Here is a 19,973-nt window from a genome sequence, read left to right as displayed (position 1 = left end):
ACCGGGCATCAGGGATTTTTAAGGGCGAAGCTTAGGCAGTGATGCGCTCTACGCCACGTTCACTACCCAGCAGAAGCACATCGGCACCGCGTGCGGCGAACAGGCCATTAGTGACTACCCCCACGATATTATTGAGATCGGCTTCGGTGCGCTGCGGATCCTCGATCAGGAAGTCGTAGCAGTCGAGGATCTGATTGCCGTTGTCAGTGACTACCCCGTCGCGATAGACCGGCATGATGCCGCGCTTGACCAGCTCGCGTGCCACATACGAGCGCGCCATGGGTATCACCTCGATGGGCAGCGGGAAGCCACCCAGCACCGCGACGCGCTTGGAAGCATCGGCGATGCACACGAAGCGTTCGGCGCAGGCAGCCACGATCTTTTCGCGGGTCAGTGCAGCGCCTCCGCCCTTGATCATTTCCAGTTTCGGGTTGATCTCGTCGGCGCCGTCCACGTACACCGGCACGCTGCCGACGTGGTTGAGTTCGAACACGTCGATGCCCTGAGCCTTGAGACGCTCGGCGGTGGCCTGGGAACTGGCCACGGCGCCCTTGAAGTCATGCCGCAGCGCGCCCAGAAGGTCGATGAAGTGGTTGGCTGTGGAGCCAGTGCCCACGCCGATTACCGTATCGCTGCCCAGCAGGGGCTTGATTTCGTCGATGGCGGCAGCAGCGACTGCACGCTTGAGTTCGTCCTGGGTCATAGATGGCTCGTGGCTGAATGGCAAAGATGCCATTATAGGCGAGCCCATTGCCCCGATTGAATGGTGTCCGGCCAATACGCTGGACGCCGGGGTGTTGCCTTTGCTACCAATAGGGGCTTTTCCCAGCCCCGGTCCCGCGCGATCTCTCAGGACACCAGGATGCTCGAAGACACCGTCAAGAAGATACTCCAGGCCCGCGTTTACGAAGCCGCACTTGAAACCCCGATTTCTCCGGCCTCCTTCCTTTCCCGCCGTCTCAACAACCAGATTCTGATCAAGCGCGAAGACCTGCAGCCGGTCTATTCCTTCAAGGTGCGCGGTGCCTATAACAAGATGGTCATGCTCTCCGACGAGCAGAAGGCCAAGGGCGTGATCGCAGCTTCCGCGGGCAACCATGCCCAGGGGCTCGCGTTGTCGGCAAAGAAGCTGGGGGTCAAGGCGGTGATCGTGATGCCGCGCATCACGCCGGACATCAAGGTCCAGGCGGTGCGCGCACGCGGGGCCAAGGTGGTCCTGCGCGGCGATGCCTTCAGTGAGGCCCTGGCCCACGCCATGGAATTGATAGAGGAGCATGGCTACACCTACATCCCGCCGTTCGACGATATCGATGTGGTGGCTGGCCAAGGCACGGTGGGCATGGAAATTCTGCGTCAGCAGACTGGGCGTCTCGATGCGATCTTCGTGCCGGTGGGCGGTGGTGGACTGATCGCCGGGGTGGCCGCCTACGTCAAGTACCTGCGTCCCGAGATCAAGGTGATCGGCGTCGAGGCCGAGGATAGTGCCTGCCTCAAGGCGGCACTGGAGGCCGGCGAACGTGTGGTACTCGATCAGGTTGGTGTGTTCGCCGAAGGGGTGGCCGTAGCGCAGATCGGCGAGGTGCCGTTCGCCATCGCCCGTGATCTGATCGATGATGTCATCACCGTCACGACCGATGAGATGTGCGCGGCAGTCAAGGATATCTTCGAGGATACCCGTGCCGTATCGGAGACCTCGGGTGCGCTGTCGTTGGCCGGGCTAAAGAAATATATCCAGCAGACCGGGGCCGAAGGCGAGACCCTGCTGTGCATCAACTCCGGGGCGAACACCAATTTCGATCGCCTGCAGCACATCGCCGAGCGCACCGAACTCGGCGAGCAGCGCGAGGCGATCCTGGCAGTGACCATTCCCGAGCGGGCGGGTAGCTTCAAGAAGTTCTGTCGTACCATCGGCAAGCGCATGGTTACCGAATTCAATTACCGCTACGCCGACCCCGAGGATGCGCACATTTTCGTGGGGGTGCAGGTCAAGCCCGGTGGCGACGATCGTGCCGAGCTGATTCGCAAGCTTGGCGAGGCCGGTTATCCGGTCGAGGACCTGACCGACAACGAACTCGCCAAGCTGCACATTCGTCATCTCGGTGGCGGCCGGCCCAAGGAGCACTTCGAGGAGCAGGTCTACCGCTTCGAATTCCCCGAGCGCCCCGGTGCGCTGATGAACTTCCTCACCCACCTGCCGGCCGACTGGAACATCTCTCTGTTCCACTACCGCAATCACGGGGCGGCTTATGGCCGCGTGTTGGTCGGTATGCAGATACCCAACGGTGATCGCAGCCACGTCGAGGAATACTTCGACCGGATCGGCTATCGCTATTGGAAGGAAACCGATAACGCCGCTTATCGTTTGTTCATGGCTTAAACCTGGGCATGACGATAATCGCCGGGGAACTTGAGGGTAAGCATGTCATGCCCAACAGTTTTCCCGGCGGCTGCCGATAAGTGATGAAAGGTCGCAAATGATGAAGTTAGTAACCGTTCGCTTACATGGTGGATGGCGTGTGGTCTGGGCTGGCGTTGAAGCAAACGTTAGTTAACCAGTTGTCATTCTTTTTGCGTAGCCCTATAGTCACCCCTGTTATCTGGGGTAGGTAGAACAACGACTTTTTACGGAGCGGTTAATGAAGCGCAAGCCCGATCTGGTCATGGCACTGGTACTGATTTTCGGTCTCGGTGTGGTGGCAACCGGTTATGCTCAGACATTCGTAGGCACCTGATCGGTGCCCGGCTCGCGAAACTCAAAGAGCCGAGGGTGGACAGTACGATTTCGAACCGGCAGGCAACGCAAGTTGCCTGCCGGTTCTCGTTTTAGGTCTATCCGAAAAGTGCTTGCACTTGGCCATACGGCGTAAAAAATCGTCTGGCCATCGCTCGCCGACTTCTTCCCAGACAAGCCCTAGGAACTATCGCGGTCGGGTCGGACGACCCGCGCATCGCTGACGATGGCATCGAGCGGGACATCCCATGAAGCCACCGGGAGGTGTTCGACACGCTGGCAATCATGGGCCACACCGATCAGGCGCGGGCGCGGACGGCGATGACGCACGAAGGCGAAGCTGCGGTCGTAGAAACCACCCCCCATGCCCATGCGGTTGCCGGCATCGTCGAAGCCGACCAGGGGCAACAAAACCAGATCCAGGGCCCAGGGCGGCAAGCGCCGGGCGCGGTGGGCGCCATGGCGGGTATGCGGCTCGCGAATGCCGAAGCGGTTGGCCACCATGGGCGTCGCTTCGTGGAAATGCACGAACCACAGGCGATTGTCGGATAGCGGGCGAAGCACCGGAAGATAAACCTTGGCGCCGCGGTGTTTCAGCCAGGGTAACAGTACGGTGACGTCGATCTCGCCGTCGTTGGGCAGGTAGATGGCAATTCGCCGGGCGCGCTGAACTTCCGGCAGGCCGCGCAGGCGCTTACCAAGTGACACGGCGGCACGACGGCGCTGCATGGGCGACAGCGCGCGGCGGCGCTGGCGTAACTCCCGCCGCAGGTTCCTGCGACGCTGATGCTGGGACAGGCTAACGGTAACGGAGTCGGTATCGAAATCCACGGCTGACCGGCAAGGCGTTGAGACGGAAAACAGGGAATCCTGCAGCGCGTGCCGATTCCCGTGGTGGGATATGAGTTCCCCAGAGTGCCGTTGTCGCTCTGGCCCTTGAACCCACTGGTTCAAGGTGGGTGGCCGCAGGCAGGCCGTCAGGCTTTCCGTCGCGCGGACATGCACACGGGCCTGCCTAGCTATTGGCCCCCTGGGTACTGCGCATAGGCTCGAGGGACTTCAGCGACTGGCGCACACCCCAGGGAACGTCTTCATCCTAACAGAGGCTGGTGGCGGTCGCCAAAGATATGTGCCGCGCAATCACGATGCCGGCTCCTTGGGCCCGGGCATGCCGTTGAGGGCCTGGCCGAGACGCTCATTGAGACGGGCCAGGTTTTCCTCCCCGGCTCGATGCTCGTCCTGGATGCGAATCAGGTCGTGAGCGATATTGAGGGCGGCCATGATGGCAACCTTCTCCGAGTCGAGGACCTTGCCGCGGGAATGGATTCCATGCATGGCGCGGTCCAGATAGCGCGCGGCCCGCTCCAGCTGGGGGCGTTCCTCGGGTGGGCAGGCGATGACGTAGCTGCGCCCCAGCAGGGTGATCTCCGTCGTCGAACGCTTGTCATCGCTCATGGCTGGCTCCTGGGACTGGGGGTGGGCCAAGGCAGGGCCCGATACGGTAAGATGCAGACAGTTTCGGCCACTATAGAGAGGCGGTATGGGCCGGTCAATGTAGCTCACGCCGCCGCATCCGGCCTGGGTTGACCACGATAGAGGCGCCTCGGCCGTCGAATCCCTTCCACTCGCTACGGATAACCATGTCGATCATCAACGACCAGCACGACTTTTCCACCATCGCCAACGTTTTTCTGGTTCACGGCAGCCTGCAGTCGCCAGCGTTTCTCGACGGCCGCCTGGCGTCCGGCCTGGCGCTGCACGATTTATCCGCCGACGCCTGGCTCGAGGAAGTGTGTGCCGCAATGGGCGTCGAACAACCGAAGGACCGTGACCAGGGCGAGGTTCTGCTGACTTGGCGTCGCCAGGTATTGGAAGCGCTTTCCGCGGCGGAACTCAACTACGAGCCGCTATTGCCCGATGACATGTTCTCGCTGGCTGAGCGGGCCCGCGGGCTGCGTGAATGGACCCTGGGTTTTCTCGAGGTCGTCGGCGAGGTGAGTGCCGAGACCCGTGATGCCTGGTCGGCCAACCTGCGCGAGGCCATCGAGGATCTCGAGGTGCTTGCCGGCATCGACGACCTGGCTCTGGAGGACGATGCCGAGAATGAGAACGACCTGTTTGCGTTGACCGAGCATGCGCGCATGGCGGCGATGCTGCTGTATACCGAACAGCACCCGGGTCGACCGCAGGTGGAACAGGCCGACAACGAACCCCAGCAATGAGGAAAGCGAATGTCACATGACATCCTGCCGCGCCCGGCGGCCATCAGCCTGGAAGAATACCGGGGGCGTCGTCAGGCTTTGATGGCGGCCCTGCCTCCGCGCAGTGCCGTTCTGTTGTCTGCGGCCACGCTGGCAACACGCAGCAATGACAGTGAGTACCCCTTTCGTCAGGAGAGCAATTTTCATTACCTGACGGGTTTTCCCGAGCCGGACGCCTTACTGGTGCTGTTACCCGGTCGCGACGCTGGCGAGGCCGTACTGTTCTGTCAGGATAAGGACCCCGCCAAGGAAGCCTGGACCGGCATTCGCATTGGCGCCGAGGGCGCCGAGGCACAATTCGGCATCGATCAGGCCTTCGAAAACGCCGAGCGCGACGAGCGTTTGTATGAGCTGCTGGATGGTCGTGAAGCGGTCTATCTGCCGCTGGACGACGAGGCGGCCTTCGCACTGGCCGAAGAGGTGCGACGCGAACTCGGTAGCCGGATGCGCCAGGGTGCCCAACCGCCCCGTGCTTTGTGCGATGTAGCCTACCTTATCCATGAGCAGCGCTTGATCAAAAGTGAGGCTGAGCTGGCCCTGATGCGTCATGCCGCTGAGGTCTCCGCGCGGGCGCACGTGCGTGCCATGCGCACCAGCCGGCCGGGCCTATACGAGTATCACTTGCAGGCCGAGCTGGAGCACGAGTTCCTGTGGCAGGGCGGGCAAGGACCGGCCTATAGCACCATTGTCGGAGGTGGCGCCAACGCCTGTGTATTGCACTACATCGAGAATGCCAGCCCACTGCGCGACGGTGACCTGGTGCTGATCGATGCCGGCGTCGAGTACGACATCTATGCCGGTGACATCACCCGCACCTTCCCGGTCAATGGCCGTTTCACGCCTGAACAGCGGCGCGTCTACGAAATCGTGCTGGCCGCCCAGGAACGGGCCGTACAGGCCGTAACGCCCGGTGTCACGCTCGCCGAGATCCATCAGGGGGTGGTGAACGATCTGACGGCTGGGCTGATCGAGCTGGGCTTGCTTGAAGGTAGTGTTGAAGCGCGTGTCGAAGACGAAAGCTATCGTCGCTTTTACCTGCACTCCACTTCGCATTGGCTGGGACTCGACGTACACGATGTCGGTGGCTATCGACGCGATGGCGAGCCGCGGCGGCTGGAGCCGGGCATGGTGCTTACCGTGGAACCCGGTCTCTACCTTCCCGAGGATGAGGATATTCCCGAGCCACTGCGTGGTATCGGCATTCGCATCGAGGATGATGTCGCGGTCACTACCGAGGGGCATGAGGTACTGACCTCGGGAGTGCCCAAGCGAGTAGAGGATATTCAGGCACTGATGATGAAAAAATGATCAGTGACTATCGCTGCTCATGCTGCAATACGTAATTTACGTAATAAGGATAATTGCTATGCGAGGCAGGACGTGAATCACACCGAGCGAGTGGACATTGCCATCATCGGTGGTGGCTTGGTGGGCGCCAGTTTGGGCTGCGCACTGGCGCCGCTGATTCGCCGGCACGGGCTGCGGGTCGCCGTCATCGAGGCCAGTGCCTTGCCCGCCGACGGAATGCAGGGCTACCAGCCCAGTTTCGATGCCCGCGCCAGTGCCATTGCCCAAGGCTCACGTCGGCATTTTCAGACCCTGGGGGTGTGGGATGCGCTGGCACGCGAGGCGCAGCCCATCGAGATGATTCACGTCAGTGAGCGCGGCCGCCTGGGAGCGACACGCCTCACTGCCGGCGAATTAAGGGTCGATGCGCTGGGCTACGTTCTCCCCAATGCGTGGATGGGGCGAGTTCTGCACGACCGGCTGGCAGATATCGATCTTGATTGGCACTGTCCGGCGCGGGTCGAGGATATCGCGGCGTCGCCGCAGGGGTATCGCTTGCGGTTATCCGATGGCAGCGAACTCAATGCAGGTTTGACAGTCCTGGCCGATGGGGGGCGTTCAGGTCTCAAGGAGCGCCTGGGCATCGCCAGTCATGAGGCATCCTACGAACAGGCGGCACTGATCACCACGCTTGAGGTCAGCCAGCCACATCGCGGCGTGGCTTACGAACGGTTTACCGCCGAAGGGCCTCTGGCCTTACTGCCGTTGACCGGCAATCGCATGGAACTGATCTGGACGCATGCCGCCGGTGAGGAGCGCGGGACACTGGCACTGAGCGATGGTGATTTTCTTGCGAGGCTACAACGGGTCTTCGGCGAGCGGGCCGGGCGTTTTCGCCGCGTCGGGCGCCGCCACGTCTACCCTTTGACGCTGGTCACCGCCGAAGAAAGCGTTCGCCCCGGCCTGGCCGTGCTGGGCAACGCCGCACATGCTTTGCATCCCGTGGCCGGGCAAGGCTTCAACCTGGCGCTGCGCGGCGTGATGGACCTCGTGGCGGCGCTAGACGCCGGAATCGAGACGGGGCAATCGCCGGGCGCCGTGACGGTCATGAATGACTTCGAGACCCGTCGCGACCTCGATCGCCGCAACGTGATCCGCTTCAGCGACGGCCTGATCCGCCTGTTTGGGGTGACGCATCCGTTGCTGTCGCATGCGCGGGCCGCAGGGTTGGTTGGGCTGAATCTGGCAGGACCGCTGCGCCGGGCGTTTGCCAGACGAGCCATGGGGCTGGAACGCTGAGGACTCACAGGTTCTGCTGCGCTCTGCGTAGCTGTGTTGAAAGGGTTACAAGCGCGCATTTACTCAAGCCAATCCGCGCTTTCGACAGTTTTCGCCTTGCTATGCCATCGCTCACGATGAACCTGACGAAATTTTTCTGACCTTCATGAAGCTGGGGAAAGCCATGAACGAATCGCAGACACAGGCAGAAGTGATCGTCGTCGGTGGTGGACTGGTGGGGGCATCGTTGGCGTGCCTGCTTGGCGAGGCCGGGGTGGCGGTGACAGTACTGGATGCGCGCCCCGGACCGCTGGATGGCGAGGCGGTCGGGCGGGGGAAGCTGGCGCAGCGAGTCAGTGCGGTGACGCCAGTCAGTCAGCGTCTGCTCGAGCGCCTCGGAGCCTGGCCGGCCATGGCAGCACGGCGGGTAACGCCATATACCGGCATGCAGGTGTGGGACGCTGAGGGTAGCGGCGAGATAACCTTCGACGCCGATCAGGCCGGGACCGACGTCCTTGGCCACATCGTCGAAAACGATGTCATGTTGGCGGCGCTGGAAGCGCGCCTGGCTGAGTTGCCCAGTGTCAGCCAGGTATTTGAGGCACGCCTGGACGCCCTGCAGACCACGGCCGTGGGGCGCCGGCTGATCCTGGCCGATGGCCGGCACTTTTTGGCGCCGCTGGTGGTGGCCGCCGACGGGGCCCGATCGCAGTTGCGCGAGCTGGCCGGTATCGACGTGTCATCCCGTGACACCGGCCATGCAGCGCTGGTGACCACCGTCCGTACGGGGCGGGGACATGGCGGCGTGGCCCGCCAGGTATTCCTGCCCAGTGGTCCGTTGGCCTTCCTGCCGCTGAGTGTGGCCGGTGACGATCATTATTGCTCGATCGTGTGGTCGACGTCGCCGGATGAGGCGGCACGGCTTTGTGCGCTGCCTCGCGAAGCCCTGGGGCGCGAAATGGCTGCTGCCTTTGAACACCGGCTGGCCACGGTGGAGCCCATCGACGATGCCGTGCACATCCCCTTGACCCAGCGCCACGCTGGGCACTATGTCGAACCGGGGCTGGCCCTCGTCGGCGATGCGGCCCATAGCATCCACCCCTTGGCCGGACAAGGGGTGAACCTGGGCTTCATGGATGCCGCCGTCCTGGCTGAAGAGCTGATCGAGGCGCGGCGGCGGGGCGCCGAGCAGGGTGACGTGCGTATCCTATCGCGCTACGCACGCCGTCGGCGGGGCGACAATACGGCCATGTTGGCGCTGATGGACGGTTTTCGGTTGCTGTTCGGGGCCGAGCACCCGGCACTGCGCCTTGTGCGCAATGTCGGGCTGTCCGGCGTCGATCGCCTGGGGCCGGTCAAACGTTTGTTGATGCGCCAGGCGATCGGTGAACGAGGGCGCCTACCGGCTTCCTGCCGCTAAAAACACCTGGCCATCGCTCGCCGATTTCTAGACAGAGCTTTAAGAAAAGCTAGTCGGCCCGGCCGCGCCCCGAGAAGCGCGGCTCAAGAACATTCAGTGCCTTGAGCAGGTTGAGCGCCTCACCCAACTGATAGTCCTGCACCGGGTCGCCGGAAGGACGCGGTCCTGTGCTTCTGCCGTTGACGTTTTCCAGGTGGCCACGCAGGTCCGCTTCACGGATCTCCAGGCCCGACGACTCGGCAATCTCGAGACGGCCACGCACGACTTCGACATCGGGCTCGATGCCCTGGGCCTGGATCGAGCGACCATTGGGGGTGAAGTACAGCGCTGTTGTCAGCTTGACCCCATCGCCGTTGCCCAGCGGCATGACCTGCTGGACCGAGCCCTTACCGAAGCTGCGCGTACCCATGATGATGGCGCGTTGCTGATCCTGCAGGGCACCGGCAACAATCTCTGCCGCCGAGGCGCTACCGCCATTGATCAACACCACGACGGGAACATCAGGGGCTGCGCTCTCCGGGGTGGCGCTGAAGCTCAAGTCGCTATCTTCGAGGCGGCCTTCGGTATAGACGATCAGTCCGTCACCGAGAAATGCATCCGCGACCTCGATGGCTCCGTCGAGCACGCCACCGGGGTTGTTGCGCAGATCGAGGATCAGGCCCTTCAGTGGCGCCTGGGTCTGCAGGTCGGCCAGTGCCTGGCGGATCTGTTCACCGGTACGGTTCTGGAACTGGCTGATGCGTAGATAGCCATACCCCGGCTCGAGCATCTCGCTCTTCACGCTGTCACTGCGGATGGCCTGGCGCGTCAGGGTCACCGTGCGCGGGGTGGACTCGCTGCTACGCAGAATCGTCAATTCGATCTCGGTACCGGCCTCGCCGCGCATCAACGACACGGCTTCCTCGAGCGACAGCCGGTCGGTGGGCTGATCGTCGATGCGCAGGATGGTGTCGCGGGGCTGTAACCCGGCCTCGGCCGCCGGCGTGTCGTCGAGGGGCGCAATAACCGTGAGTTGACCATTCTGCATACCGACTTCGATGCCGATGCCACCGAATTCGCCCTGGGTGGACTCACGCAGGGCCTGGAAGTCTTCACTGTCCAGGTAGGCCGAGTGCGGGTCCAGCTCACCGAGCATTCCGCGCATGGCGTTGCGCAGCAGGGTGCTATCGTCGACTTCCTCGACATAGGCACGCTTGATGCGTTCGAAGACCTCGGCAAAGGTCTGGATATCGGCTACTGGCAGGTCGTCCTTGGCCTCGCTTTCGGGCGCTGCGAGCGTGGCGCCCGGCAGGCTGAGCAGCAGCGTCGGCAGTAACCAGGTCAAAAGGGGAAGGCGCATGCTCTCTCCAGGTCATGGCGGTTAGGGCTACAGCATAGCGTTACGATTGGGGCCAGTTCTATATCCGCTCGCTGTCAGCGCTTGCTTATCCAGGTTCGTGGGTCGATTGGCTCGCCGCCACGACGCACCTCGAAATAGAGGCCCGGGCTGGGGCGTCCTCCGGTATTACCGACAGCAGCAATCACCTGGTCGTTCCCCACCCGGTCGCCGACGCCGACGTTGAAGCGCTGGACATGGGCGTAGAGCGACATGATGTCATCACCGTGATCGATGATCAGCAGGTTGCCGAAACCGCGCATCCAGTCGGCAAAGACCACTCGGCCGGCATGGATGGCACGCACTGGCGTGCCTTCGCTGGCGGTGATCAGCAGGCCATTGCGGTTGACGCCATCGCCGCTGCCGAAGGTGGATACCACTTCTCCCTGCACTGGCCAGGGGAGCTTGCCCTGAGTCTTGGCGATCGCTGTGGTTGGCGGGGGCTGATCGAGGCGCTTGAGTTCCCGGCGCACCTGCTCGAGCACACGCTCGGCGTGGGCGCGGTCCTGGCGCAGATCCCCCAGGCGCGACTGCTCACTGGCATAGCGTGCATCGAGCTTGGCCACCAGCGCCTGGCGCTCGCGCATGCGCGATGCCAATGTGGCGCTCTGCGCGTCGAGTTCGCTGACCAGAGTGTCTAGCCGGGTTCGACGCTGGGTCAGAGCCTCGCGGTTGTCGGCCAGCTCCCGGTCGAGACGGGCCAGGGCCTCGATACGTGCCTGACGCGCCTCGGCGAGGTAATTGAGATAGGTCTGCATGCGATCGAGGCGTGCCGGGTCGTCCTGGTTGAGTAGCAGCTTCAGCTGGGGCGTGTCGCCCAGGCGATAGAGCGCAGCGACCTGCTCGCCCAAGGCCTGGCGCTGAGCGGCCTGTTGAGCCTGCAAGTCGCGTTGCTGCGCCTCGAGGGTGACGATCTCGTCGTCCAGCTGCCGGCGTTCAGCCTGCAGAGCATCGAGCCGGTGGTGAATCTCTCCCAGTGCCGTCTCGACCTTCTCCAGCTGTCGGCTCGCATCGCTGCGTGCATCCCGGGTCTCTTCGAGGCGTGTATCGAGTGCCTGGATGTCGCGCCCAAGGGCATCGACCCGGGCCTTGGCATCGCCTTCACTGGGACGCTCTTGGGCTACAGGCATGCTCAACGGTGCCAGGACGAGCAGCGCCGCCATCATGGCGGCGCGCAGTGGGTCGAGACGGTGCATGGTGCTCAGCGGTACTCGATCAGCACGTTGCCGGTCATCTCGTCGGGGATCGGCTCGCCCATCATGGTCAGCAACGTCGGGGCGATGTCGCACAGTCGGCCACCTTCGTGCAGGCTGGCCTGACGACGGGTGACGTAGACCAGCGGCACCTGGAAGGTGGTGTGTGCGGTCTGCGGGGCACCGGTTTCCGGGTGGACCATCTGCTCGGCATTGCCGTGGTCGGCAGTGACCAGACACTCGCCGTTGGCGCGCTCGATTGCCTCGACGACCCGGCCCAGGCAGGTATCGACCGCCTCGATGGCCTTGACCGCAGCATCGAAATCGCCGCTGTGGCCGACCATGTCGCCGTTGGCGTAGTTGCAGACGATCAGGTCGTACTTGCCGGCATCGATGGCGTCGACCAAGACGTCGGTGAGTTCGAAAGCACTCATCTCGGGCTTCTCGTCGTAGGTCTTGACGTCCTTGGGTGAGGGAATCAGCTCGCGGGTTTCGCCGTCGAATTCAGCCTCGCGACCGCCGGAGAAGAAAAACGTCACGTGGGCGTACTTCTCGGTTTCGGCGATGCGCAACTGGGTCATGCCACGCTTGGCTACCACTTCGCCAAGGGTGTTGTGCAGGTCCACCGGCGGGAAGGCGCACGGGGCAGGAATATTGGCGGCGTACTGGGTCAGCATCACCAGCCCTTGGGCGGCCAGTTTGGGACGCGCCTGGCGGGTGAAACCGTCAAAATCATCTTCGACAAAGGCGCGGGTCAACTCGCGGGCGCGATCGGCACGGAAGTTCATGAAGATGGCGGCGTCGCCGTCCTCCATGACGACCGGCTTGCCGGCCGGGCGGATGCTGGTGGCCGCCACGAACTCATCGTTTTCACCACGTTCGTAGGCGGCATCCAGGCCAGCCTCGGCGGACTCGGCGCTATGCTCGCCGACGCCTTCGGTGACTATCCGGTAGGCCTGCTCGACACGATCCCAGCGATTGTCGCGGTCCATGGCGAAGTAGCGACCCACGATGGAGGCGACGAAACCGTGCTCCCTACCGACCAGCTCCGCCAGCTTGGCATTGGTGCGCTCCAGCGAGGGGCGGGCGCTCTTGGGGGCGGTGTCACGGCCATCAAGGAAGGCATGGATGTAGATGCGCTTGGCGCCGCGCTGTGCAGCCAGCTCGGCAGCAGCCAGAATATGATCCTCGTGACTGTGCACACCACCAGGCGACAGCAGGCCGAGCAGGTGCACCGCACGGCCGGCCTCGACCGCGGCATCGATAGGTGCGGTCAACGTCTCGATGCTGGCGAGTTCACCATCCTCGATGGCCTTGGTGATACGCGTGAAGTCCTGATAGACGATGCGCCCGGCGCCGAGGTTCATGTGGCCAACTTCCGAGTTGCCCATCTGGCCGTCGGGCAGGCCGACATGCTTGCCATCGGTGTGCAGCAAACCGCTGGGATAGGTCTGCTCGAGGCGATCCATGACCGGCGTTCTGGCGGCATACACGGCGTTGTGGTCGGGCGATTCGTTGTGACCGTAACCGTCGAGGATGATCAATGCCACCGGACGTGGGCGGGTAGCGGCTGTGTCTGTCATTGGGGGCCTCGCTTTGCTGTATCGATACGTTTCGCCTTGGCGGGGGTGTTCCGGTGTGTCGCGAAGCGGTTTCGCGTGACTTGCTGGTTTCTGCACCGGCGTCCCTGCACGGTTTCACGGCATGCGCTGTCGTGCTGCATCATAACGCAGGCAGGTCGCGGGCGTCATAGCCTGCGCGAGTGACGGACGCATCGCCATGGCTCGTGTATACTGGGCGCGCCCGAAAAATAGGGTAGACCTCAACAAGAGTTATCCGGACCCATGATCGATCAGCTGTTCGAATTCGTGCAGAATCACCCGCTTCTGGTGGGCGCATTTCTGATTGTGCTTGCGGCCTGGCTCGCCTACGAGTTCCAGCGCGGCAATCACGGCGTCGACTCCAGCCAGGCCACGACCCTGATCAATCGCGAGGACGGCGTTATCGTCGACATTCGCGAAGCCAACGATTTCAAGGCGGGCCATATCGCCGGCGCACGCAATATCCCCCAGAGTCGCCTCGACGACCGCATGTCCGAGCTCGAGAAGTTCAAGGACAAGCCAGTGATCGTCGTCTGCAAGCATGGCCAGTCATCGGGACTCGCCGTGGCCAAGCTGACCAAGGCCGGCTTCAGCCGTGCGGTCAAGCTCAAGGGCGGCATGGCCCAGTGGCAGGCCGATAGCCTGCCGGTGGTCAAGAAATAGGCACGCAACGCATCGCATTTAAGGAATCATGAGCATGGCGGAAGACAACAATCAGGCCGCACAGGGCCAGAATCAGCAGCTCCAGTTCTCGCTGCAGCGCATCTACGTGAAGGACATCTCCTTCGAATCGCCGAACTCTCCGGCAGTGTTCCAGCAGCCGTTCAAGCCCAAGGTCGGCCTGGACCTGAACACGTCCAGTGAACAGGTTGGCGAGGATCTCTACGAAGTCGTCATCAAGGTCACCGCCCAGGTGTCGCATGCCGAAAGCGGCAACACCTCGTTCCTGGTTGAGGTTGAGCAGGCTGGCCTGTTCCGTATCGCCGGGCTTCAGGGCGAGCAGCTCGATCATACCCTGGGTGCGTTCTGCCCCAATGTGCTGTTCCCCTACGCACGTGAGTGCATCGACAACCTGGTCAATCGTGGTAGCTTCCCTCCGCTGATGCTGGCGCCGGTCAACTTCGAGGCCATGTACGCCCAGAAGAAGCAGCGCCAGGCCGAAGGCAGCGACACGGCGCAGTAATATGGCAAGCGATCTGTCAGGACCGCGCATCCATGTCGACGCCGAGCTGGCTGCCGATGCCGAGCTGACCTTGCCGGAGGGCGCGGCGCGCCATGTCGCAACCGTGCTGCGCCTTCGCGAGGGCGCGGCGCTGACCTTGTTCGACGGCCGCGGCCATGAGGCCGCGGCCGTACTCGTCGAGGCCACTCGCAAGCGGGTGGTGGCACGCATCGACAAGGTCATTCTCGGACATGGTGAGTCGCTTCTGGCCGTCCATCTGGGGCAGGCGATCTCCAAGGGCGATCGTATGGACTATGCCATCCAGAAAGCCGTGGAGTTGGGTGTGGCGGCGATTACTCCGCTGTACACCGAACATGGCGACGTGCGCCTAAAGGGCGAGCGCGAGGCCAAGAAGCTTTCGCATTGGCAGGGCGTGGCCATCAGCGCCTGCGAGCAGTGCGGGCGCGCTACCGTGCCGACCGTTCATGCCCCGCAGTCGCTGGCCGACTGGCTGAAGGCGCGGGACGAGGGGCTACGCTTGGTGTTGCACCCGGCTACCGAGTCGCCCTGGCAGGCGGCCAAGAGCGTGACCAGCGCAGCGCTGCTGATCGGGCCGGAAGGCGGGCTATCCACGTCTGAAGTCGAACAGGCCGGCCAGGCGGGCTTCATGTCATTGACCCTCGGCCCGCGTATTCTGCGTACCGAGACGGCGCCGGTCGTCGCCCTGACGCTGTTGCAGCACCACTTCGGCGACCTGTAGTTCTACTCTTACCGTTTCACGCGTACCGCTACACTCCCTACTCTTGCAGGAAATTGCCATGTCCCGGACATCCCAGGGGCGTTCCGCCGGTAGCCCGCAGGTTGCCGTCGGTGAAGTCGCCTATCTGACGGTGGTGACGGTCAACGAGACCGGTGCCTTTCTGGACTGGGGCGGCCCCAAGGATCTTCTGCTGCCCTACGGTGAGCAGCGTTTCCGGCCCGACCCCGGCAAGCGTGTGCTGATCATGGTGAGCGAAGATGCCCAAGGCCGCCCAATCGCCTCGATGCGCCTCGACCGCTTCTTGCGTGATGTCTCCGAGGGTCTGGCATCGGGCGACCGGGTCGAGCTGATCATCGCCGAACGCACCGACCTCGGTTACAAGGCGGTGGTCGACCATCGTTACTGGGGCCTGCTCTATCACGATGCGGTGACTCAGCCGCTGCGTCGTGGCCAGCGCCTGACCGGCTATGTGAGCCGGGTACGCGACGACGGTCGCCTGGACCTGGCGTTGATGCCGCCGGGCGAGGCACGCCTGGACGTGGTCGGTGACAAGGTGCTTGCCGCCCTGCGGGAGAGTGGCGGTTACCTGCCGTTGAGCGACAAGAGTCCGCCCGAGGCGATCAAGGCCCGGCTCGGTGTCAGCAAGAGCGCCTTCAAGCAGGCCATCGGCCGGCTCTACAAGCGTCGCCAGATCACCATCGAGGAGAGCGGCATTCGCCGTCAGTTCGACGAGCAAAGCGATTGACCGGCCCCCAATTCGGCCTTGGTCCTGTTCTGCGGGCTGCGTCATACTGCGCCCATCGTTTTCTACTGCCATGGAAGCCCAACCATGAGTCAACCCGCTCTCAAGATCGGTGTGGTGATGGACCCCATCGGGGCCATTGCCTACAAGAAGGACACCACCATGGCGATGCTGTGGGCCGCCCAGGACCGGGGCTGGTCGCTGCACTACATGGAGCAGGAAGATCTGTTCCTCGCCAATGGTCGCGCCATGGCGCGCATGCGCGACCTGACCGTCTATCGCGACCCTAACAGCTGGTATGCCCTAGGGGAGCCAAGCTCCAGGTCGCTGGCCGAGCTCGACGTGATCCTGATGCGCAAGGATCCACCCGTCGATACCGAGTTCTCCAATGCGGTTCACCTGCTGGGTTTTGCCGAGCGCGAGGGCGTGCTTGTGGTCAACCCCACCCGTGCGCTGCTGGAGTGCAACGAGAAACTGTTTGCCCAGCAGTTCCCTCAGTGCTGTGTGCCGACCACGGTATCGAGCAACGAAAAGGTGTTGCGCGCCTTTCATGCCGAGCATGGCGACGTGATCTACAAGCCACTCGATGGCATGGGCGGCACCGGGATATTCCATGTCCAACCGGAAGGTCGCAACCTGGGGGCGATCATCGAGATGCTCACCGAGCGTGGCCAGCGTCAGATCATGGCCCAGCGCTATATTCCCGAGATCAGCGCCGGCGATACCCGTATTCTTCTGGTTGATGGCGAGCCGGTGCCCTACGGCCTGGCACGCGTTCCGATGGCTGGCGAAACCCGCGGCAACCTGGCCGCTGGCGGTCGCGGTGTCAGCCGTGAGCTGACCGAACGTGACATGTGGCTGGTCGAGCAGGTCAAGCCGGTCATTAAGGAAAAGGGGCTAATGTTCGTCGGGCTCGACGTGATCGGCGACTACATAACCGAAATCAACGTCACCAGCCCGACCTGCGTGCGAGAGATCGACGATCAGCGCGGCACCGACATCGCCGGCCTGCTGATGGACGCTATCGTGCGTCGGCTGGGAGCGTAGGCAGGGCTGTACCATGGCTGGATCGCCGGGCAGCCTTGTGCGTCGTGTACCGGTCGGACGTCGGCATCGTCAGTTGGCGGCGTGGGCGGTAGCGCTGGCACTGCACGCCTTGGTATTTGCCGGGATTGCTGCCTGGCAGATCGACAGCGAGTGGGTCCCTCGCGAGCCGACCAGTCTCGACGTGGTACTCGTTACCCAGCCGTCAGTCGAGCCAGGCGCCGCCCAGGCCATTGCCGAGGCCAATCAGCAGGCTGTCCGTCGCGAGCGGGTCGACACGTCGTCGGGAACGCCTGTAGCACCCGATAAGCCCGCAGCGCCGTCCGAGCCCCCGACTCCGGAAACGTTGTCCAGGCCACAGGCCCCACCCGAGCCACAGGTTCCGCCCGAGTCCGCAACGCCTCCGCGGCCGGAGCCCACCGAGGCGCCGGTTTCCCCACCGGCGCCTTCGCAGCCCAGTGCTCCAGCCTCACCCCCGAAGTCCCGAACGGCGCCCAGCGGGCAGGCCCTGCTCGCCCAGGCGACATCGAGTATCCGTGAGCGAGGATTCGAGTCCTCGCCAACCACCGAGACGACCGGCGATCGCGATCAGAAGGCCGCTCGGCGTGCCGCCGAGGCCCGCTATATTGCGGACTGGACCCGGCGCGTCGAGACTTATGGCAACCGCTTCTATCCAGCGCCGTCGGAGTTGGAGGGTCAGCTACGCATTCGGGTCGTCATTGGCAGCGATGGTCAGGTACGCCAGGCAGAGGTGATACAATCATCAGGGTATCCCGAACTCGACCAGGCTGCCCTGCAGACGATCCAGGGTGCAGCGCCCTACCGACCCTTCGATCGCGGAATGGGTGAACGCGACACGCTGACCATCACGCGGGTCTGGCGTTTCGGCAAAGGGAATAACTTCGGCGTACGTTGACGCCCAGGAGGCACATGCAAAGCTTGCGCAATCATTTCCTGCTGGCGATGCCTCACCTCGAGGATCCCAACTTCGCCGGCAGTCTCAGTTATCTGTGCGACCATGACGAGAACGGCACCATGGGCATCATCGTCAACCATCCGCTGGAATTGACGCTCGACGTGCTGTTCGAACAGGTCGATATCGATGCCGATGAATGCCCGGTGCGCGACACGCCGGTGTATTACGGTGGACCGACCCACAAGGACCGTGGCTTCATTCTGCACCGAGGCAGCAGTGAGCCGTGGGATTCGAGTATCCAGGTCGCCGATGACGTGGCGCTGACCACGTCAATGGACATGCTGCACGCGCTTGCCGCCGGCAAGGGGCCGGATACCTTTCTGATCTGCCTGGGCTGCTGTGGTTGGGAGGCGGGCCAGCTCGAGAACGAGCTCAAGGAAAATACCTGGCTGACGGTCGAGGCGCAGCCGGGCATCATTTTCGATTTACCCCCGGAACAGCGCCTGAATGCCGCTGCAGGAATTCTCGGCATCGACCTGAACCTGTTGACCAGCCAGATAGGACACAGTTGATGGCAGGAGCGGGGGAGCGGTTGATCCTGGCCTTCGATTTCGGCACGCGGCGCATCGGTGTGGCGGTGGGCAACGAACTGCTGGCCAGCGCCTCGGCCCTGGACCCGCTCCCGGCCCGTGACGGTATCCCCGACTGGAACGTGGTGACACGGTTGGTCGAGGAGTGGCGTCCGGATCTTTTCGTGGTCGGATTGCCGCTCAACATGGATGGCAGCGAGTCCGAGATGAGCCTGCGGGCCCGCAAGTTCGGCAAGCGGCTCTACGGGCGCTACGGCAAGCCCTGCGAGATGGTCGACGAGCGTGGCTCGACGTTCGAGGCCAAGGCCATCGCCCGAGAGGCAGGCCATCGTGGCAACTACCGCGAGGAAGGCGTCGATGGCCTGGCTGCGCAGTTGATCCTCGAGGGTTGGTTTGCAAGCAACGAGGGACTGCCGTCACGTCGCGAGTGACGTCGGCGAGCCTAGAACTCGCGGTCGTCCACGCCCAGCTTCCTCGGCACGAACCATTTGACGTCGCGCAGGTCCTTCTCGATCTGGTCCTCGACCTCGAGCAGGGTGGCGAAGATCGCCATCCGTACGGGGATGCCATTGTCGGTCTGGCGGAAGATCGCCAGGCGTGGGTCGCCGTTGAGATCGACGTTGAGGTCATTGGCGCCCGGCCGGCTGTCGCGCGGCAGCGGGTGCATGACGATGGTGGTGTCGTTGCAGCGCTGGTCGAGAAAGGCGCGGTCGATGGTGAAGTCCTGGGACACGCCGGAGAAACTCTCCATCATTTCCTCGGTGAAGCGCTCCTTCTGAATGCGGGTGGTGTAGATCACGTCCAGGTCGCCGAAATCGCTGGACAGACTCTCGCGCAGTTCGACCTGATGTCCGCGCGAGGCGACCAGATCGACGAGGTGGCTGGGCATCTCCAGTCCGGGCGGCGATACCAGTGTGATGCGCATCGGGGCGTAAAGCGATAGCAGCTTGATCAGCGAATGCACGGTGCGCCCGTACTTCAAGTCGCCGGTCAACAGCAGGTGGGCACCGGCCAGCGTCTTGCCAAGCCGCGTGAATTCCTTGTCGATGGTATACAGGTCGAGCAGCGCCTGGCTGGGGTGCTCGCCCGGACCGTCACCACCGTTGATTACCGGCACATTGGTCGCCTGGGCGAATTCGGCCACCGAGCCCTGATCGGGGTGGCGCATGACGATGGCGTCACAATAGCCGCTCATTACTCGGCTGGTGTCGTAGAGTGACTCGCCCTTGGCCATCGACGAGAAGGTGAAACCGGTAGTGTCGCAAACGCTGCCCCCCAGGCGGCAGAATGCAGCATGGAAGCTGACGCGGGTGCGCGTGCTGGCCTCGAAGAACAGGTTGCCGAGCACGGCACCCTCCAGCACCCGGGTGATCTTGCGTCGCTGGGCAATCGGTTCCATGCGACTAGCGACGCGTAACAGGTGATCGACGTGATCGCGGGATAGGGAATCGACGGAGAGCAGGTGAGAACTCATCGCAGCGGCCTCGGCATGACGGTGGCAACAAAGTGGGGGCTAGTGTAACCGCCCTGGCCGCGGACATCACTGAGAGGTGCTGCAGGCTTCGCTTGTCGTCGTCGAGTGCGCTTTCTATCTTCAGTAGGCCATGCGTCAT

20 protein-coding genes and 1 other RNA gene are annotated in these 19,973 nt (G+C 63.2%); 13 read left to right on the top strand and 8 right to left on the bottom strand.

Annotated elements, in window-relative coordinates:
* Nucleotides 1-31: 31 nt before the first annotated feature.
* Nucleotides 32-703, bottom strand: a complete 672-nt coding sequence (gene rpiA, locus F568_RS0113360; protein WP_019019244.1) for a ribose-5-phosphate isomerase RpiA — start codon at nt 701-703, stop codon at nt 32-34.
* 60 nt (nt 704-763) lie between these two features.
* On the opposite strand from rpiA, the gene ilvA reads away from it, so the two are divergent.
* Nucleotides 764-2,377: a threonine ammonia-lyase, biosynthetic gene (gene ilvA / locus F568_RS0113355; protein WP_083933042.1), complete on the top strand. Its 1,614-nt coding sequence runs from the start codon at nt 764-766 to the stop codon at nt 2,375-2,377.
* Nucleotides 2,378-2,911: 534 nt separating this feature from the next.
* Here the strand turns inward: ilvA and F568_RS0113345 are convergent.
* The 3 genes from F568_RS0113345 to F568_RS0113340 form a co-directional block, all read right to left on the bottom strand.
* Entirely contained in the window at nt 2,912-3,562 is a 651-nt protein-coding gene (locus F568_RS0113345; protein WP_026300539.1) for a 5-formyltetrahydrofolate cyclo-ligase, read from the bottom strand.
* A 72-nt stretch (nt 3,563-3,634) separates the two neighbouring features.
* A non-coding RNA gene (ssrS, locus tag F568_RS24470) (6S RNA) lies at nt 3,635-3,819 on the bottom strand.
* Between the two features lie 52 nt (nt 3,820-3,871).
* Nucleotides 3,872-4,186, bottom strand: coding sequence for a cell division protein ZapA (locus F568_RS0113340; RefSeq protein WP_019019240.1), 315 nt, complete (start codon nt 4,184-4,186; stop codon nt 3,872-3,874).
* A gap of 185 nt (nt 4,187-4,371) precedes the next feature.
* Here F568_RS0113340 and F568_RS0113335 point away from each other — a divergent pair, with 185 nt between their 5' ends.
* The 4 genes from F568_RS0113335 (at nt 4,372) to F568_RS0113320 (ending at nt 8,977) form a co-directional block, all read left to right on the top strand.
* A complete protein-coding gene (locus tag F568_RS0113335) occupies nt 4,372-4,953 on the top strand; it encodes a UPF0149 family protein (protein WP_019019239.1) in 582 nt (193 codons plus the stop codon).
* Between the two features lie 9 nt (nt 4,954-4,962).
* Nucleotides 4,963-6,300: a Xaa-Pro aminopeptidase gene (gene pepP, locus F568_RS0113330; RefSeq protein WP_019019238.1), complete on the top strand. Its 1,338-nt coding sequence runs from the start codon at nt 4,963-4,965 to the stop codon at nt 6,298-6,300.
* Between the two features lie 72 nt (nt 6,301-6,372).
* Complete coding sequence (gene ubiH / locus F568_RS0113325; protein ID WP_019019237.1) at nt 6,373-7,578, top strand: 2-octaprenyl-6-methoxyphenyl hydroxylase; 1,206 nt, start codon at nt 6,373-6,375, stop codon at nt 7,576-7,578.
* A gap of 163 nt (nt 7,579-7,741) precedes the next feature.
* Nucleotides 7,742-8,977 (top strand): UbiH/UbiF/VisC/COQ6 family ubiquinone biosynthesis hydroxylase, encoded by a 1,236-nt coding sequence (locus F568_RS0113320; RefSeq protein ID WP_229804262.1) that lies wholly within the window; start codon nt 7,742-7,744, stop codon nt 8,975-8,977.
* Between the two features lie 49 nt (nt 8,978-9,026).
* On the opposite strand, the gene F568_RS0113315 is transcribed toward F568_RS0113320, so the two are convergent.
* From F568_RS0113315 to gpmI, 3 genes are all read right to left on the bottom strand, one after another.
* Nucleotides 9,027-10,316 (bottom strand): S41 family peptidase, encoded by a 1,290-nt coding sequence (locus tag F568_RS0113315; protein ID WP_019019235.1) that lies wholly within the window; start codon nt 10,314-10,316, stop codon nt 9,027-9,029.
* A 74-nt stretch (nt 10,317-10,390) separates the two neighbouring features.
* Nucleotides 10,391-11,548 (bottom strand): murein hydrolase activator EnvC family protein, encoded by a 1,158-nt coding sequence (locus tag F568_RS0113310; RefSeq protein WP_019019234.1) that lies wholly within the window; start codon nt 11,546-11,548, stop codon nt 10,391-10,393.
* A 5-nt stretch (nt 11,549-11,553) separates the two neighbouring features.
* Nucleotides 11,554-13,128 (bottom strand): 2,3-bisphosphoglycerate-independent phosphoglycerate mutase, encoded by a 1,575-nt coding sequence (gpmI, locus tag F568_RS0113305; RefSeq protein ID WP_019019233.1) that lies wholly within the window; start codon nt 13,126-13,128, stop codon nt 11,554-11,556.
* A gap of 261 nt (nt 13,129-13,389) precedes the next feature.
* Here gpmI and F568_RS0113300 point away from each other — a divergent pair, with 261 nt between their 5' ends.
* The 8 genes from F568_RS0113300 to ruvX all read left to right on the top strand — a co-directional run bounded on the left by F568_RS0113300 (nt 13,390) and on the right by ruvX (nt 18,791).
* Nucleotides 13,390-13,809 (top strand): rhodanese-like domain-containing protein, encoded by a 420-nt coding sequence (locus F568_RS0113300; protein WP_019019232.1) that lies wholly within the window; start codon nt 13,390-13,392, stop codon nt 13,807-13,809.
* A gap of 34 nt (nt 13,810-13,843) precedes the next feature.
* Nucleotides 13,844-14,329, top strand: coding sequence for a protein-export chaperone SecB (gene secB / locus F568_RS0113295; RefSeq protein ID WP_019019231.1), 486 nt, complete (start codon nt 13,844-13,846; stop codon nt 14,327-14,329).
* Nucleotide 14,330: 1 nt separating this feature from the next.
* Nucleotides 14,331-15,068, top strand: a complete 738-nt coding sequence (locus tag F568_RS0113290) for a 16S rRNA (uracil(1498)-N(3))-methyltransferase (RefSeq protein WP_019019230.1) — start codon at nt 14,331-14,333, stop codon at nt 15,066-15,068.
* Between the two features lie 58 nt (nt 15,069-15,126).
* Nucleotides 15,127-15,813, top strand: a complete 687-nt coding sequence (locus tag F568_RS0113285) for a CvfB family protein (RefSeq protein WP_019019229.1) — start codon at nt 15,127-15,129, stop codon at nt 15,811-15,813.
* 84 nt (nt 15,814-15,897) lie between these two features.
* Entirely contained in the window at nt 15,898-16,857 is a 960-nt protein-coding gene (gene gshB, locus F568_RS0113280) for a glutathione synthase (protein WP_019019228.1), read from the top strand.
* Between the two features lie 13 nt (nt 16,858-16,870).
* Nucleotides 16,871-17,770: an energy transducer TonB gene (locus tag F568_RS26095; protein ID WP_019019227.1), complete on the top strand. Its 900-nt coding sequence runs from the start codon at nt 16,871-16,873 to the stop codon at nt 17,768-17,770.
* A gap of 14 nt (nt 17,771-17,784) precedes the next feature.
* A complete protein-coding gene (locus tag F568_RS0113270) occupies nt 17,785-18,342 on the top strand; it encodes a YqgE/AlgH family protein (RefSeq protein ID WP_019019226.1) in 558 nt (185 codons plus the stop codon).
* Nucleotides 18,342-18,791, top strand: a complete 450-nt coding sequence (gene ruvX, locus F568_RS0113265) for a Holliday junction resolvase RuvX (protein ID WP_019019225.1) — start codon at nt 18,342-18,344, stop codon at nt 18,789-18,791. The genes F568_RS0113270 and ruvX overlap by 1 nt, the downstream gene beginning before the upstream one ends.
* 11 nt (nt 18,792-18,802) lie before the next feature.
* Here ruvX and F568_RS0113260 read toward each other — a convergent pair whose 3' ends face one another.
* Complete coding sequence (locus tag F568_RS0113260; RefSeq protein WP_019019224.1) at nt 18,803-19,834, bottom strand: aspartate carbamoyltransferase; 1,032 nt, start codon at nt 19,832-19,834, stop codon at nt 18,803-18,805.
* Nucleotides 19,835-19,973: the final 139 nt, after the last annotated feature.

The organism is Modicisalibacter luteus DSM 23508, from assembly GCF_000378505.1.
Lineage (GTDB): Bacteria > Pseudomonadota > Gammaproteobacteria > Pseudomonadales > Halomonadaceae > Modicisalibacter > Modicisalibacter luteus.
Note: the sequence above shows the minus strand (reverse complement) of the source record. Positions and strands in the feature narration are given on the sequence as shown.

Bases quoted from the DNA above. Each gene is read 5' to 3' on its own strand.
- F568_RS0113260 (WP_019019224.1), bottom strand. From the start codon at position 19,834: ATGAGTTCTCACCTGCTCTCCGTCGATTCCCTATCCCGCGATCACGTC.
- F568_RS0113320 (WP_229804262.1), top strand. From the start codon at position 7,742: ATGAACGAATCGCAGACACAGGCAGAAGTGATCGTCGTCGGTGGTGGA.
- F568_RS0113290 (WP_019019230.1), top strand. From the start codon at position 14,331: ATGGCAAGCGATCTGTCAGGACCGCGCATCCATGTCGACGCCGAGCTG.
- secB (WP_019019231.1), top strand. From the start codon at position 13,844: ATGGCGGAAGACAACAATCAGGCCGCACAGGGCCAGAATCAGCAGCTC.
- gshB (WP_019019228.1), top strand. From the start codon at position 15,898: ATGAGTCAACCCGCTCTCAAGATCGGTGTGGTGATGGACCCCATCGGG.
- F568_RS0113310 (WP_019019234.1), bottom strand. From the start codon at position 11,548: ATGCACCGTCTCGACCCACTGCGCGCCGCCATGATGGCGGCGCTGCTC.
- gpmI (WP_019019233.1), bottom strand. From the start codon at position 13,128: ATGACAGACACAGCCGCTACCCGCCCACGTCCGGTGGCATTGATCATC.
- rpiA (WP_019019244.1), bottom strand. From the start codon at position 703: ATGACCCAGGACGAACTCAAGCGTGCAGTCGCTGCTGCCGCCATCGAC.
- ruvX (WP_019019225.1), top strand. From the start codon at position 18,342: ATGGCAGGAGCGGGGGAGCGGTTGATCCTGGCCTTCGATTTCGGCACG.
- F568_RS0113315 (WP_019019235.1), bottom strand. From the start codon at position 10,316: ATGCGCCTTCCCCTTTTGACCTGGTTACTGCCGACGCTGCTGCTCAGC.
- pepP (WP_019019238.1), top strand. From the start codon at position 4,963: ATGTCACATGACATCCTGCCGCGCCCGGCGGCCATCAGCCTGGAAGAA.
- F568_RS0113300 (WP_019019232.1), top strand. From the start codon at position 13,390: ATGATCGATCAGCTGTTCGAATTCGTGCAGAATCACCCGCTTCTGGTG.
- ilvA (WP_083933042.1), top strand. From the start codon at position 764: ATGGTGTCCGGCCAATACGCTGGACGCCGGGGTGTTGCCTTTGCTACC.
- F568_RS0113340 (WP_019019240.1), bottom strand. From the start codon at position 4,186: ATGAGCGATGACAAGCGTTCGACGACGGAGATCACCCTGCTGGGGCGC.
- F568_RS0113270 (WP_019019226.1), top strand. From the start codon at position 17,785: ATGCAAAGCTTGCGCAATCATTTCCTGCTGGCGATGCCTCACCTCGAG.
- F568_RS0113285 (WP_019019229.1), top strand. From the start codon at position 15,127: ATGTCCCGGACATCCCAGGGGCGTTCCGCCGGTAGCCCGCAGGTTGCC.
- F568_RS26095 (WP_019019227.1), top strand. From the start codon at position 16,871: ATGGCTGGATCGCCGGGCAGCCTTGTGCGTCGTGTACCGGTCGGACGT.
- F568_RS0113335 (WP_019019239.1), top strand. From the start codon at position 4,372: ATGTCGATCATCAACGACCAGCACGACTTTTCCACCATCGCCAACGTT.